Annotated in this window: 14 protein-coding genes; 7 read left to right on the top strand and 7 right to left on the bottom strand. The window is 54.1% G+C overall.

What is annotated here, in order from left to right; genetic code table 11:
* Positions 1-12 precede the first annotated feature (12 nt).
* Positions 13-531 (top strand): superoxide dismutase [Cu-Zn] SodC, encoded by a 519-nt coding sequence (gene sodC / locus CU081_RS17970; protein WP_003857610.1) that lies wholly within the window; start codon positions 13-15, stop codon positions 529-531.
* On the opposite strand, the gene CU081_RS17965 is transcribed toward sodC, so the two are convergent.
* Genes CU081_RS17965 through CU081_RS17955 form a run of 3 tightly spaced genes read right to left on the bottom strand, consistent with a single transcriptional unit; the run spans position 510 to position 3642 of the window.
* Entirely contained in the window at positions 510-2543 is a 2034-nt protein-coding gene (locus CU081_RS17965) for an FUSC family protein (protein ID WP_003857609.1), read from the bottom strand. The genes sodC and CU081_RS17965 overlap by 22 nt on opposite strands.
* The gene (locus tag CU081_RS17960) at positions 2543-3403 is read right to left on the bottom strand and encodes an efflux RND transporter periplasmic adaptor subunit (protein WP_032610212.1); all 861 of its coding nucleotides are present in this window, start codon (positions 3401-3403) and stop codon (positions 2543-2545) included. The genes CU081_RS17965 and CU081_RS17960 overlap by 1 nt, the downstream gene beginning before the upstream one ends.
* A 2-nt stretch (positions 3404-3405) precedes the next feature.
* Positions 3406-3642, bottom strand: coding sequence for a DUF1656 domain-containing protein (locus tag CU081_RS17955; RefSeq protein WP_003857607.1), 237 nt, complete (start codon positions 3640-3642; stop codon positions 3406-3408).
* Positions 3643-3829: 187 nt separating this feature from the next.
* On the opposite strand from CU081_RS17955, the gene slyA reads away from it, so the two are divergent.
* The gene (slyA, locus tag CU081_RS17950; RefSeq protein WP_006808997.1) at positions 3830-4270 is read left to right on the top strand and encodes a transcriptional regulator SlyA; all 441 of its coding nucleotides are present in this window, start codon (positions 3830-3832) and stop codon (positions 4268-4270) included.
* 35 nt (positions 4271-4305) lie between these two features.
* Here slyA and CU081_RS17945 read toward each other — a convergent pair whose 3' ends face one another.
* Positions 4306-5670 carry a GGDEF domain-containing protein gene (locus CU081_RS17945; protein WP_022650943.1) on the bottom strand — a complete coding sequence of 455 codons (1365 nt, stop codon included), beginning with the start codon at positions 5668-5670 and terminating at the stop codon, positions 4306-4308.
* A gap of 193 nt (positions 5671-5863) precedes the next feature.
* Positions 5864-6331 carry an outer membrane lipoprotein SlyB gene (gene slyB / locus CU081_RS17940; protein WP_003857604.1) on the bottom strand — a complete coding sequence of 156 codons (468 nt, stop codon included), beginning with the start codon at positions 6329-6331 and terminating at the stop codon, positions 5864-5866.
* A gap of 255 nt (positions 6332-6586) precedes the next feature.
* Between slyB and anmK the strand changes: the two genes are divergently transcribed.
* The 5 genes from anmK (at position 6587) to pdxY (ending at position 11169) form a co-directional block, all read left to right on the top strand.
* Positions 6587-7711 (top strand): anhydro-N-acetylmuramic acid kinase, encoded by a 1125-nt coding sequence (gene anmK / locus CU081_RS17935; RefSeq protein ID WP_022650944.1) that lies wholly within the window; start codon positions 6587-6589, stop codon positions 7709-7711.
* A gap of 93 nt (positions 7712-7804) precedes the next feature.
* The gene (mliC, locus tag CU081_RS17930) at positions 7805-8128 is read left to right on the top strand and encodes a C-type lysozyme inhibitor (protein WP_003857602.1); all 324 of its coding nucleotides are present in this window, start codon (positions 7805-7807) and stop codon (positions 8126-8128) included.
* Positions 8129-8185: 57 nt separating this feature from the next.
* Positions 8186-8842 carry a pyridoxamine 5'-phosphate oxidase gene (pdxH, locus tag CU081_RS17925; protein ID WP_003857601.1) on the top strand — a complete coding sequence of 219 codons (657 nt, stop codon included), beginning with the start codon at positions 8186-8188 and terminating at the stop codon, positions 8840-8842.
* A gap of 125 nt (positions 8843-8967) precedes the next feature.
* Positions 8968-10242, top strand: a complete 1275-nt coding sequence (gene tyrS / locus CU081_RS17920) for a tyrosine--tRNA ligase (protein ID WP_022650945.1) — start codon at positions 8968-8970, stop codon at positions 10240-10242.
* A gap of 66 nt (positions 10243-10308) precedes the next feature.
* A complete protein-coding gene (pdxY, locus tag CU081_RS17915) occupies positions 10309-11169 on the top strand; it encodes a pyridoxal kinase PdxY (RefSeq protein WP_003857599.1) in 861 nt (286 codons plus the stop codon).
* Positions 11170-11259: 90 nt separating this feature from the next.
* Here pdxY and gstA read toward each other — a convergent pair whose 3' ends face one another.
* Both gstA and dtpA read right to left on the bottom strand, forming a co-directional pair.
* Complete coding sequence (gene gstA, locus CU081_RS17910) at positions 11260-11865, bottom strand: glutathione transferase GstA (RefSeq protein ID WP_003857598.1); 606 nt, start codon at positions 11863-11865, stop codon at positions 11260-11262.
* Between the two features lie 105 nt (positions 11866-11970).
* Positions 11971-13479 carry a dipeptide/tripeptide permease DtpA gene (dtpA, locus tag CU081_RS17905; protein ID WP_003857596.1) on the bottom strand — a complete coding sequence of 503 codons (1509 nt, stop codon included), beginning with the start codon at positions 13477-13479 and terminating at the stop codon, positions 11971-11973.
* Positions 13480-14059 lie beyond the last annotated feature (580 nt).

Here is a 14059-nt window from a genome sequence, read left to right as displayed (position 1 = left end):
CGTGGAGGTCATATGAAGCGTTTTGCTCTGGCAATGGTCACGCTGGTTGTTTGCGCAGGGGCGCAGGCAGCCAGCGAGGACGTTGAAATGAATCTCGTCACTTCTCAGGGGGTAGGTCAGTCCATCGGGACGGTGAAAATCACCGAGACCGATAAAGGGCTGGAATTTGCTCCCGATCTCAAGGCTCTTCCACCCGGCGAACATGGTTTTCACGTTCATGCTAAAGGCAGCTGTCAACCCGCGATGAAAGAGGGGAAACCAACAGCTGCGGAAGCCGCAGGGGGGCATCTCGACCCGCAGAACTCCGGTAAGCATGAAGGCCCGGAAGGGATGGGGCACCTCGGCGATCTGCCGGTGCTGGTGGTAAATAACGATGGTAAAGCCACCGATCCGGTTGTGGCGCCACGACTCAAAAAGCTTGACGAGGTCAAAGGCAAGGCGCTGATGGTCCACGTGGGCGGCGATAACATGTCCGATCAACCTGAAGCGCTTGGCGGCGGCGGGGCGCGCTATGCCTGCGGGGTGATCTGATCGCCAATCGTTCCGGGTGGCGGCGCCTGTTCAAGCTGTGACAGGGAGCAGTGCAGCCGCCAGATAATGGATGCCAGATCGCGGGCCGCAGGCTGATGATGGTGCGCCAGCGTGTCGCAAATACGCTGAAGCTCGGCGAGCGTGACGCTCAGGGGGCGCTGCTGCACCCCGCGCTCGCTCATCACATCGCGGAGCATGGAAATACAGTTATCACGGACCTGCGACAGCGGATCGGAACGCGTCTCCCAGGCGCGCAGCTGCCACACCACGTGCGAACAGTTTAGCAGCACCACGCCCCAGCGCAGTAGCCAGCGACGGGAGAGTGAATCCTGGCTGTTGTTCAGCTGGCTGACATGATGGTAAACCAGCGATTCATACTCGCTTTCGCGCAGATGCGGCCTGCGGCTCAGCTGATCGACAAAACCCCTGCGCAACTCCCGAATATGCCTGCGGCTTTTACGCGCGTCCGAGCCCGGGCGTAGCACGGCGAAAGCCAGCCACGCCAGCCCCACGCCGAGGATCTTCGCCAGGTTGTCGTTGAGAAAATCAGCGTAATCGTAAACCGGTGGATTCGTTACAGAGATAAATGAGCCCATAAAAACAATTAACTGACCCCACAGACCGGCCAGTTTAGGCATTTGCAGTTTGAGCAACTGCATGGTGGTTAATAGCGGGAAGAGAAACAGCAGAAATTGCCAGAGGTCGGTTATCTGCACCATCAAACCAAATTTCACCACGAAGCTGAACAGCGACAGCAGCACCAGCGTACGCAGCAGAAGCGTCAGGGAGTTAAAGGGGGAAGCGGCGACGGAATAGAGCACGCAGCTGATTGCCGCAAGCGTCAGGGCCGCACTGCCCGCATCCCATTGCGTGGTGATGGCCCATGCGCCTACGGCCGTCAACGCGCAAAACGTACGAAAACCGCTCCACAGCGCCTCCATTGCGTCGGTATGCCGCGCCAGAGCAGGACTACCGGGAACGGAAAATTCGGTGACGGGCGTGGCATTCTCGACGGCTTTTAACCAGCGGCTGCTGCGCAGATACAGGCGGCAGAAATAGTTCAGACGCTGCCAGAAGGCGCGATGCCGGTAGTCATATTCATCCGCTGGGGCGAGCGGCGCGATAATGCGGGCCACGGTATAAATATCGGCATCCGAACGCGCAAGGGCAGCGAGCAGCGCCTCGATAATCTCCCGGGTATGGGCTGGCGGTGCAGGCCAGTTCAGCAACATCCGACGAAGGCTCGAGATCGCGCTCGTCATCCGCAATTGCTGGTGCAGTAAATAGTTCAGAAGCGTGTTCTGGCGACGAAAACGGTAGTGGCTCCAGAAAGCCTGGATGCGCAACAGGTTCATGGTCAGGATCTGGCCGATGACCTTTTCGTGCGCGAGGCGGATGTCATCGCTGCTGTCAGGCTGCCAGAGCAGGCTGGCATGTTCCAGCAAACGTGCGTGCATCGTTTTAAGGGCGGTGATAAGCGTAGTGCCATCTGAGGTACTGGGCAGGATCATCATCATGACGCCCCCGCACAGAATGCCGACCATCACTTCACACACGCGTGCCTGGGCGATATCCCACAGCTCGGTGGTATCCAGCACGTTGACGACCGGAAAGGCGATAATGGCCGCGGTGTAACCCGCCAGTTGAAACGCATAGGCAACGTTATTGGTAAAATGAGCGCAGGCCCAGGTACACAGCCCCAGCCATGCCGACATGCTTAACAAAAAGAGCCAGGGATCGTTCAGAGTATGGCCGGCAAGAAGCAGTGCGGCGGTTGCCCCCAGCAGGCTACCCGCCACGCGCCCGAGGCTTTTACTGATAACGCCCCCGACGGTAGGGAAGCTGACGACCGCCGCAGAGGTCATCGCCCAGTAAGGCTCATCCAGATTCAGATAATAGGCAACCGTAAGCGCAAGGCACATGGCGATGCCGTTACGCAGCGCGTAACGCCACTGCGGCCGTGTCGCTTTTATCCACGGCGTATTGCGCCAGGAGAGAGCTCCCAGGTTCATCATCGCGATCCGATGGCGACGGTGCAGGTTGTGCCAGAGACCAGGGTAATGTCTTTCGGCAATTGATCAAACTCGACGCGAACAGGCACCCGCTGAGCCAGACGCACCCACGGTACGTTGGGTTTGATGTCGGGCACCAGGCCAGAATCGGTTTCCACGCTCTGATCGTAAATTGCCCGACCTATGCTGCTAACGTGACCCTGTAACGTTTCTGCGCCGCTGTAAAGCGTGATTCGGGCAGGCGCTCCCTCGCGGATATGGCGCAGCTTGGTCTCTTCAAAATAACCTACAACATAGAAAGAGCGGCTGTCGACCAGGGCAAAGACCGGCTGGCCTGTGGTGGCGTAATCCCCCACACGGGTCGACAAGCTCGTGATCCATCCATCCACCGGAGCTTTGACAACGGTCTGGGTCAGTTGCCACTCGGCTTGTTTCAGCGTTGCCTCTGCAACCTTCAGGCTGGCCTGCATGGCTTTTACATTGATATTGGCGGTATCGAGATCTTCCGCAGAGATGTAATTCCTCGACAGATGTCGGCGACGTTCGGCTTCGTTATTGGCTTTTGCCAGATCGGATTGAGCTTTTGCGAGCTGCGCCTGGGCATTGAGCACCGCAATGTGAAAAGGGGTCTCGTCGATGCGGAATAACACATCACCCGCATGAACGAACTGGTTGTCCTTCACCAGCAGCGCGCTGATACTGCCGGACACCTGTGGCGTGATGCTGACCTGTTCTGCGCGGATCTTGCCGTCACGCGTCCAGGGCGACTGCATGTAATAATTCCAGAGCCACCAGCCGGCGATAAGCGCCAGCGCTAAGACGAAAAGAGTGGAAAAATATTTTAACGTTTTCAATGCTATTCTCACCACACGGTTAACACGGCAAGGCCAAGACAGACGGAGAGGGTAAACAGGGAGAGATCCATTAACATCGGGTGCCAGATTTCACCGGAATACATCCAGTCGCGCAGCAGACGATGCGCAATGAGCCAGATCACAAAACCGACCATCACGGCTTTAAACAGTGGCGGAAAGTAGACCGATGCGCCAACAATCAGATCCTGGAGGGGCAACCCTGCGGAGAAGGAAAACAACGTCACAAGCAGCGATCCTTTGCGGTGGAATGAGGGCCACAATGGCAGATTTCAATGCGATGGCGCATTACCGTTCAGTGTAAATCATCCTTTAAGGAATGATGAATACCGTGATTGCATTTGTTTTGGCAATACAAATACTGCAAACTATTCTAAAATCACTATAATCACTTAGCAAGCTAATTATAAGGAGATGAAATTGGAATCGCCATTAGGTTCTGATCTGGCAAGGTTGGTACGCATCTGGCGTGCTCTGATTGACCATCGCCTGAAACCTCTGGAACTCACACAGACGCACTGGGTTACGCTGCACAACATCCATCAGCTTCCGCCCGATCAGTCACAGATCCAATTGGCAAAAGCGATTGGTATTGAACAGCCTTCCCTGGTGCGTACCCTTGACCAGCTGGAAGAGAAGGGACTCATCTCCCGACAAACCTGCGCCAGCGACCGTCGCGCCAAGCGGATCAAATTGACGGAAAAAGCGGCCCCGATTATTACTGAGATGGAAACCGTCATCAGTAAAACGCGAGGGGAGATCCTGGCCGGTATTTCACCCGCTGAGCTGGAGATGCTGATCGGACTCATCGCCCGTCTTGAGCAAAACATCCACGATTTACAGTCGCGCGACTGACGTTGTTCACTGGCCTTGCTCGTGCAAGGCCTTTGTCATGTTCTGAACACCACCACCCGGTTGCGGCCCGTCTCTTTTGCCTCGTACATGGCTTTATCCGCGCTTTCCACACAGGTTTCAGCGCTGGTTTCCGGCGAGGTAGCGGTGAATACTCCCATACTAATGGTAATCGGTTCCGGAAGCTGCCCACCGCTGCTGGCCTTGTCAAACCCGCTCAACTTGAGGCGAATACGTTCGGCAACCTGATGCGCGACATCGGACGGTGTATTTGTCAGCATGAGCACAAACTCTTCGCCGCCGATCCGCGCCGCGATATCCTGCGGTCGCACCGAATCGGTCAACAGGTTTGAGACAAACTGTAAAACCCTATCCCCCTGCAAATGACCGTAGCAGTCGTTAATGCGTTTAAAACGGTCAAGATCGCTCACGACCACCGACACCGGATGTGTCACCGTGGCCGTGTTTAGCGCGTGATTTAATGAATCATAGAAATAGCTGCGATTATAAAGACGGGTGAGGGGGTCGCGGATGGAATTTTGATAAGACTGCTGATATTTTACATGCGAGTCACGATACAAATTAAATACGTCGGAAAGTAAGATGAAAATAATCATTAACGTAGCGACAGTTTCGAATAACCGTGCCCGGTACCATGAAATATCTTCAGCGTGTCCGCCTAACAATAGCATGAGCAGAGTGACGATATAACAGACACATAAAAAATTGCCGCCGACCCAAAACAAATTCCTCACGCGGGTAATGGCCAACAGGGTGATTAACGTTACTACCCACAGGACGATCAAAATGATATTGATCGCCTGGCTCCAGAGAACCATAAACTGTCGGGTTTCATTATCCACCAGGTCCAGTGTGAGCAGGGTTGAATGGCTGGAATAGAACAATGCCAGCCCAAGCATACAGCCCGTAAAGAGCGAGGCGCCGACAACGATACCAACATGGGCGCTTCGTGAGAGCGCAGAATTGCGCAGGGTATACAGTAATGCTGCGACGATCATCAGCACCGCCATTAAAAAGTGGCGGAACATGTAGAAAATCATGGCGTCGTTATAGTTCGCTTCGTTGAACTGATAGAGATCAAGCCAGGCCGGGAAGCTGGCCAGTGTCCCCACCATCAGTAACGCCGAACCGGCAAAGGCCAGGGCAATGGGAACAAGATATAATCGCCTTTTGTCGCACCAGTATTTCATTGCCATAAAACAGGCAATAAACAGATGGAACACCAGAAGAAATATCGTCAGCGTAGGGAAAAACAAAGGTGAAAACGAAGGAACCCATGCAACAAGTTTTATAAAAAAACCTTGTAATACGGCAATGATAACAATGCACCCAAGCGCGAAGGCCACAAAGCGGTTCTTTACAAATCGACAGATCGCAAGCATAGAGAATTTAAAAATTAAAAAAGGAAAAAGAGATTGCGAAGAGTCTAAGCGAGGGAAATAAAAAATACTTTGCGCACGGACAAGAACGGGTGAAATGAATAATTCACCATGTGAATATATTGTGCCAATATATTATTGGAAATGATGATTTTGGTAAATGGATGCGGTCTGAAAGACCACATCCATCAGGATATTAACGCGGGGAGACGGTGACCTGGCTGCCGTTGCTTGCAAGAACAACACGCTGGCCAGCAGAGAAGCGGGTGTTACCCTGTTTCTGCACAACCATAATAGTGCTGCCATCGTCTTTGCGGATTTCCAGCTCAACGCCCTGAGTTTTGTTCATCGCACCCTGAACGCCCTGACCCGCTACGCCGCCTGCAACTGCGCCCGCTGCGGTCGCCAGAGAACGTCCGGTGCCGCCGCCAATGGTATTACCCAGGAAACCACCCAGCACAGCACCGCCGATTGCGCCCACCACGTTCGTGTCATCGCCACCCTGAATCTGAACAGGACGGGCATTAACGATAGTACCGTATGTCACGTTCTGTACCTGTTTAGCTTCAGAAGCACTATATACGTCGCCGGAGAGTGAACTGTCATTCACACAACCCGCCAGTGTTAAACCAATCAGCGAAACGCCCAGTACACGTAAAATCATTTGACTCTCCTGTTCACCAAAAAACGCCCGGTTGGGGCATCCGTTATGGCTAAATTATATGGCATTCCTGACCACAGTTCATATCTTTGCATGCCGAATAAATAAATTTTACCTGAACAGGGCTTAACGGGACATAAACAAACATCGCCTGTGCTACAGGTCTGAGATTGTTAAAAATTATTATCACCGCATAGCAAAGCCGCGTTATTTATGATGGAGTGTTTGCACTTAGCCCATGTAACGTAAGGAAAGCGCATGAAATCGGGTCGCTATATCGGTGTGATGTCTGGTACCAGTCTTGACGGTGTGGATGTCGTTCTGGCCGCCATTGATGAAAACATGGTGGCGCAGCAGGCAAGCCTGACCTGGCCAATTCCGGTCTCGTTAAAAGAAGAGATCCTGAACATCTGCCAGGGGCAACAGCTGACGCTTTCCCAACTGGGCCAACTGGATGTGCGTCTGGGGGCGCTGTTTGCTGATGCGGTACTGGCCCTGATGCAGCAGGAAAGACTCCACCCGCAGGACATCGTGGCAATAGGCTGCCATGGGCAGACCGTCTGGCATGAACCTGTCGGCGAGGCGCCGCACACGATGCAAATTGGCGATAACAACCAGATTGTGGCAAAAACCGGCGTAACGGTGGTGGGTGATTTCCGTCGTCGTGATATGGCCCTCGGCGGGCAGGGGGCGCCGCTGGTTCCGGCATTTCATCAGGCGCTGCTGGCGCACCCGGTAGAGCGCAGGATGGTCCTGAACATCGGCGGGATCGCCAACCTGTCGATGCTTATTCCCGGGCAGCCCGTGCGGGGGTACGATACCGGACCCGGTAATATGCTGATGGATGCCTGGATTTGGCGTCAGAGCGGTAAAGCCTATGACAAAGACGCGCAGTGGGCCAGCCAGGGGAAAGTGATCCTTCCCTTGCTGCAAACCCTGTTAAGCGATCCTTTCTTTGCTCTGCCTGCGCCAAAAAGCACGGGGCGGGAATATTTCAACTACGGCTGGCTTGAACGTCAGCTGGCGCGCTTCCCCGGCCTTGCGCCTCAGGATGTTCAGGCTACGCTGACGGAGCTCACCGCGGTGTCGATCTCTGAACAGGTGTTGCTGAGCGGCGGGTGTGAGCGCTTGCTGGTATGCGGAGGCGGAAGCCGAAACCCGCTGGTGATGGCACGCCTCGCCGCCTTGCTGCCGGGCACCGAAGTCACGACCACTGATGAAGCCGGGATCAGCGGAGACGATATGGAAGCGCTGGCCTTCGCCTGGCTTGCCTGGCGTACGGTTGCCGGTCTGCCGGGTAATTTACCCTCCGTAACCGGTGCGCGGGAGGCGAGCGTCCTCGGGGCCATTTTCCCCGCAAACCCGCGCCATAATCAGAGTTAACTGAAATTCAGCGGGAGGCGTAACCCGTAAAATAGGGAAAAACAGGAGGGCGGTTAGGCCCTCCAGGACCAGGATAGTCTTCGGAATCTGCCCATGAAAAAACTTCTTCTCATTGCTGTACCTTTTCTTATGACCGGATGCAGCGTCTATAACCAGTTCGTTGAGCGTATGCAAACCGATACGCTGGAATATCGTTGTGATGAAAAACCGCTGACGGTGAAGCTGAACAACCCGCGTCAGGAAGCCAGCTTTGTTTATGACAATAAGTTGTTGACGCTGAAGCAGGGAATGTCGGCCTCCGGTGCGCGCTACTCAGACGGGATCTACGTCTTCTGGTCAAAAGGCGACAGCGCCACCGTCTACAAGCGTGACCGCATTGTGCTGAACAATTGTCAGCTTCAAAATCCGAAGCGTTGAGATTTTTGAAGGGGGCGCGCACAATAGCGCCACCCAATCTCACTTTCAGCTAACGCCATGTCAGATAACGACGAACTACAGCAAATTGCGCATCTGCGCCGTGAATACACCAAAGGCGGTTTGCGCCGCCAGGATCTTCCCGCCGAACCGCTGGTGCTTTTTGAACGCTGGCTGAAGCAGGCCTGCGAAGCGAAACTGGCCGACCCGACGGCGATGGTCGTTGCCACGGTTGATGAAAATGGTCAGCCGTATCAACGCATCGTTCTTCTCAAGCATTATGACGAGAAAGGGCTGGTGTTCTACACCAACCTGGGCAGTCGTAAAGCGCATCACCTTGAAAATAATCCGCGTATTAGCCTGCTCTTCCCGTGGCATATGCTTGAGCGCCAGGTGATGGTTACCGGCAAGGCGGAGCGCCTCTCTACGCTCGAAGTGGTGAAATATTTCCACAGCCGCCCGCGCGACAGTCAGATCGGTGCCTGGGTCTCTAAACAGTCCAGCCGAATCTCAGCCCGCGGCGTGCTGGAGAGTAAATTCCTCGAACTCAAACAGAAGTTTCAGCAGGGTGAAGTACCGCTGCCGAGTTTCTGGGGTGGGTTCCGCATCCCCATTGAGCAGATGGAATTCTGGCAGGGCGGTGAACACCGTCTCCACGACCGCTTTTTATACCAGCGCGACAACGGTGGCTGGAAAATCGACAGACTGGCACCGTAATCCCCAAAATTTGTTGATTTAAGCGCTAGCGCACACCGCGCTGGCGCTTTATTCTATGGTCCTTTCGCATCAGGCGAAAAGTCGTGTACCGGCAAAGGTGCAGTCGTTTATACATGGAGAATTTGATGGCAAGCAGTAACTTGATTAAACAATTGCAAGAGCGGGGCCTCGTGGCCCAGGTGACGGACGAGGAAGCGTTAGCAGAGCGACTGGCGCAAGGCCCGATCGCGCTCTATTGCGGCTTCGATCCCACCGCTGACAGCTTGCATTTGGGGCATCTTGTTCCATTGTTATGCCTGAAACGCTTCCAGATGGCCGGCCATAAGCCTGTCGCTCTGGTTGGCGGCGCGACCGGTCTGATTGGCGACCCAAGTTTCAAAGCCGCTGAGCGTAAGCTGAATACCGAAGATACCGTGCAGGAGTGGGTGGATAAGATCCGTAAACAGGTTGCACCGTTCCTGGATTTCGACTGCGGTGAGAACTCTGCGATTGCGGCGAACAACTACGACTGGTTTGGTGGCATGAACGTGCTGACGTTCCTGCGTGACATCGGCAAACACTTCTCTGTTAACCAGATGATTAACAAAGAAGCAGTGAAGCAGCGTCTTAACCGTGACGACCAAGGTATCTCTTTCACCGAGTTCTCCTACAACCTGTTGCAGGGGTATGACTTCGCCTGCCTGAACAAGCTGCACGGCGTATCTCTGCAAATTGGCGGTTCCGACCAGTGGGGTAACATCACCTCCGGTATCGATCTGACCCGTCGCCTCCACCAGAATCAGGTGTTTGGTCTGACCGTGCCGTTGATCACCAAAGCAGACGGTACCAAGTTCGGTAAGACCGAAGGCGGCGCGGTATGGCTGGATCCGAAGAAAACCAGCCCGTATAAATTCTACCAGTTCTGGATCAACACGGCGGATGCCGACGTTTATCGCTTCCTGAAGTTCTTCACCTTTATGAATATCGAAGAAATCAATGCGCTGGAAGAAGAAGACAAGAACAGCGGTAAAGCACCACGCGCCCAGTACGTGCTGGCGGACGAAGTAACCAAACTGGTTCACGGCGAAGAAGGTTTGGCGGCGGCGAAACGCATTACGGCGAGCCTGTTCAACGGGACCCTGAGCGATTTAAGCGAAGCGGATTTCGAACAGCTGGCGCAGGATGGCGTACCGATGGTGGAGATGGAAAAAGGCGCCGATCTGATGCAGGCGCTGGTGGACTCCGAGCTCCAGCCGTCTCGCGGTCAGGCGCGTAAAACCATCGCCTCTAACGCGATCACCATTAATGGCGAAAAACAGGCCGATCCGGAATATACCTTTACCGAGAACGACCGTCTCTATGGTCGCTACACGCTGCTGCGTCGCGGTAAGAAAAATTACTGCCTGGTCTGCTGGAAGTAATTAAAAGTATGCAGGGGCGTGGGAAACCACGCCCCTTTTGTTTTGACAGGGTTTGGTAAGTACAACATGAAGAACATCCTCGCCATTCAGTCCCACGTTGTGTTTGGACATGCTGGCAACAGCGCTGCGGAATTCCCGATGCGCCGCCTCGGCGTTAACGTCTGGCCCCTCAATACCGTCCAGTTTTCGAATCACACCCAGTACGGTAAATGGACCGGCTGCGTGATGCCGCCGTCGCATCTGACGGAAATCGTTCAGGGGATTGCGGATATCGACCAGCTTAAACGCTGCGATGCCGTACTGAGCGGCTATCTGGGATCGGCGGAACAGGGGGAGCACATCCTCGGCATTGTGCGCCAGGTGAAAGCGGCAAACCCCGCGGCGAAATATTTCTGCGATCCGGTGATGGGACATCCGGAAAAAGGCTGCATCGTAGCGCCGGGCGTTGCGGAGTTTCATGTCCGTCATGCATTGCCCGCCAGCGATATTATTGCCCCCAACCTGATTGAACTGGAGATCCTCAGCGAGCATCCGGTTAACAGCGTAGAAGAGGCTGTAAGCGCCTCTCGCGAGCTGATCGCCCAGGGGCCAGAGATTGTACTGGTGAAACACCTGGCACGCGCAGGGTTGAGCCAGGACCGTTTTGAGAAGCTGCTGGTGACGAAGGATGAAGCCTGGCATATCAGTCGACCGCTAGTGGATTTCGGTACACGTCAGCCTGTCGGGGTCGGGGACGTGACCAGCGGTTTGCTGCTGGTGAAACTATTGCAGGGCGCGAGCCTGCGCGATGCGCTGGAGCACGTAACCGCAGCCGTTTATGAAATCATGATTGCGACGAAGACGATGCAGGAATATGAGCTCCAGGTCGTCGCGGCACAGGATCGCATCGCGAAGCCGGAGCACTATTTTAGCGCAACGCAGCTATAGACACTGCCCGGCGGCGCTGCGCTTGCACGGGCCTACGGAATTTGTAGGCCGGGTAAGCGTCAGCGCCACCCGGCTCCCCAGGCCGCTCCGTTAATTCAACCCTTCCGCTTTCAGCGCCGCCGCCACCGCAGGACGCTCCGCCACGCGCGTCATATACGATGCGACATGGTCTAATCCTTCCATGTTCAACTTAACCGCGCGCGCCCAGCGCAGAACGGTAAACAGATAGGCATCGGCGATAGTGAAACGCGAGCCACAGATCCACTGGTCGTCTTTCAGCGCGTCGTTAACGTACTGCAACTTTTTCTCCAGCAGCGCGCGCACGGTAGGTTTGTACTCTTCTGGCGTGTCCGGGCGGAACAGGGGCGTAAAGCCTTTGTGCAGTTCGGTGGCAATATAGTTCAGCCACTCCAGCGTTTTATAACGCGCAATGCTGCCGGTGGGGGCAAGGAGCTGACGATCCGGTACGTTGTCCGCCAGGAATTGCATAATCGCCACCCCTTCGGTCAGCAGGGTGCCATCATCCAGCAGCAGGGCCGGAACCTGCCCTTTTGGGTTAATCGCAAAAAAGTCATCCCCGTTTTCCAGGCGCTTTTTCATCAGGTCAACGCCGTCCAGCGTGAAATCTTTACCGCTCTCGCGAAGCGTAATATGGGAAGCAAGAGAGCAGGCGCCCGGTTTATAGAACAGTTTCATCGGTAACTCCTTTTTGCTGAGGTTCCAGCTATGTTAGTGCGCGTTCGGATAAAAAAAAAGCCGCTAATCAAATAGCGGCTTCTGTTCAGTCGTTTCCCGATGACATTACGCGTTCGCGGTTTTAATCGCTTTAGCGGATTTGTCGTCGTCCTGCGTCATACGATTCAGTTTAGGTGCGGTCAGCAGCATCAGTACGGCAATCACGGCGGTTGCGATACCAATTTGCATGAACACGGTGCCGTAGACATTCAGGGAAACCAGCGGGTCGGTAACGTTGTCTGGTACCGCCATCAGGTTCGCAATCTTACCTGCGATGATGGCCGCGCCAGCGGTAGTCAGGAACCAGCTACCCATGATGAAGCCCATCAGACGCTGAGGGACCAGCTGCGCAACCATCGCCAGGCCCAGACCGGAGATCATCAGTTCACCGATGGATTGCAGCGCATAGCTCAGGATCAGCCAGTTAACAGAAACGATACCCGCGTCGGTCGCGAATTTCGTCCCCAGCGGCAGCACCAGGAATGCGCCAGAGCACAGCACCATACCGATAGCGAATTTGTGCGGCATAGGCAGACGGTCGCCCATCTTGTTATAGATAGCGGCCAGAATCGGGCTACCAATCATGATCCAGAACGGGTTCAGGGCCTGATACTGCTCCGGCTCGAACGCGATACCGAGGATGGAGTGCTCAACGTTGCGGATAGCGAAGAAGTTCAGAGACGTTGGCATCTGGCTGTACAGAACGAAGAAGATGATTGCTTCCAGCATCAGAATGAACGCCACAATCATCTTACGACGTGCCGCACCCTGCATCGCGAAGGCTTCTTTCGCGAAGATAATCACGATACCCAGCGCAACCACGCCCAGTACGGCACGTGCAACGCCCTGGTTATGCAGCAGCCAGGTGGCGACAGCGGCCAGGATCACGATGCCGACGATGGTTGCCAGCAGTTTGCCCATGTGCACGGGTTCGAAGTCTGGTTTTGAACCATAGTCTTTAACCCAGCTACGGCAAAACAGGAAGTTCACAACGGTGATCAGCATACCCACGAAGCTCAGCGCAAACGCTACGCTCCAGCCGAATTTTGCGGCCAGCCATGGGGTTGCCAGCATAGAGAAGAAGGAGCCGATGTTGATGGACATGTAGTACATGGTAAATGCACCGTCCAGACGTGGGTCATCTTTGCTGTAGCAGGTAGAGAGCAGGGAAGATGGGTTCGCCTTGAAGAGGCCGTTACCTACCGCGATGGTAGCCATGCCCATGTAAACCACACCTGCATCGTGCCCGGACCAGGCAACCAGCCCATAGCCAATCGCCAGAACAACGGCGCCCAGCATAATGACTCGTTTAGTACCGAGGACTTTATCGCCTAACCAGCCGCCGATAGCGACGAGGCCATACACCAGGGCGCTGAAGGAAGAGAATAGCGTGATGGAATCGGCTTCAGACATACCCAGCTGTTTAACCAGGTAAACCGCCATGATCCCTTGCAGGCCGTAGTAGCCAAAACGTTCCCATAATTCGATAGAGAAAATGAGATAGAACGCTTTAGGCTGTTTGAAAGCGTTAAGACTTACGCTCTCATCTGTTGGTTTATTGTTTGCAGTAGACACATATACCTCTTTTTTTACATCCCATATTAACGGGGGTGTTCATAGCGTGATGACCGTAGTACATCCGCTTTATAGTTATATTGGGAGGGGAAACGGCGGGTAATGTTCACTATCCAGCCCCATCTGGCAATACGTTTGTAATAATCTGTTACATATAACTCTGGCGGTATAATCATCGGTTCACGCAAATGTTATGCAGCTTTAAATTTCATTGGTTGAAAATTAGTGGTTTTTTTGACTGTGAGCGACCCTGTTTAATGGCTGTATGGCGATATGTTCTGCTATTTCGGGTGATTGGCAGTGATATAGCCCATGTTCTGAAAAATGACTGGTCTTATGTGCGGTGTTGAATAGACGAAATCTTGTCTGACAAAGGGGTTGGGCGGGTTTTAACAACAAAAATCCAACATCAGGTTATCAGAGTGATCGCGATCACAGATGTATAGAAATTTTTGGTGATGAAAAAACTATTAACCTGTTTGAGTGTTAAATGACCGAAGAATCGACAATGCGTAAAGGAGAAAGAGAGGGCAATTTATGGTCAATCGAGAAGATATCAGAGCCCTTGTTAATTCTAAGG

The sequence above is a fragment of the Enterobacter sp. CRENT-193 genome, from assembly GCF_002787395.1.
Lineage (GTDB): Bacteria > Pseudomonadota > Gammaproteobacteria > Enterobacterales > Enterobacteriaceae > Enterobacter > Enterobacter hormaechei_C.
Note: the sequence above shows the minus strand (reverse complement) of the source record. Positions and strands in the feature narration are given on the sequence as shown.

Bases quoted from the DNA above. Each gene is read 5' to 3' on its own strand.
- tyrS (WP_022650945.1), top strand. From the start codon at position 8,968: ATGGCAAGCAGTAACTTGATTAAACAATTGCAAGAGCGGGGCCTCGTG.
- pdxH (WP_003857601.1), top strand. From the start codon at position 8,186: ATGTCAGATAACGACGAACTACAGCAAATTGCGCATCTGCGCCGTGAA.
- pdxY (WP_003857599.1), top strand. From the start codon at position 10,309: ATGAAGAACATCCTCGCCATTCAGTCCCACGTTGTGTTTGGACATGCT.
- gstA (WP_003857598.1), bottom strand. From the start codon at position 11,865: ATGAAACTGTTCTATAAACCGGGCGCCTGCTCTCTTGCTTCCCATATT.
- mliC (WP_003857602.1), top strand. From the start codon at position 7,805: ATGAAAAAACTTCTTCTCATTGCTGTACCTTTTCTTATGACCGGATGC.
- slyB (WP_003857604.1), bottom strand. From the start codon at position 6,331: ATGATTTTACGTGTACTGGGCGTTTCGCTGATTGGTTTAACACTGGCG.
- slyA (WP_006808997.1), top strand. From the start codon at position 3,830: ATGAAATTGGAATCGCCATTAGGTTCTGATCTGGCAAGGTTGGTACGC.
- CU081_RS17945 (WP_022650943.1), bottom strand. From the start codon at position 5,670: ATGCTTGCGATCTGTCGATTTGTAAAGAACCGCTTTGTGGCCTTCGCG.
- CU081_RS17965 (WP_003857609.1), bottom strand. From the start codon at position 2,543: ATGAACCTGGGAGCTCTCTCCTGGCGCAATACGCCGTGGATAAAAGCG.
- anmK (WP_022650944.1), top strand. From the start codon at position 6,587: ATGAAATCGGGTCGCTATATCGGTGTGATGTCTGGTACCAGTCTTGAC.
- sodC (WP_003857610.1), top strand. From the start codon at position 13: ATGAAGCGTTTTGCTCTGGCAATGGTCACGCTGGTTGTTTGCGCAGGG.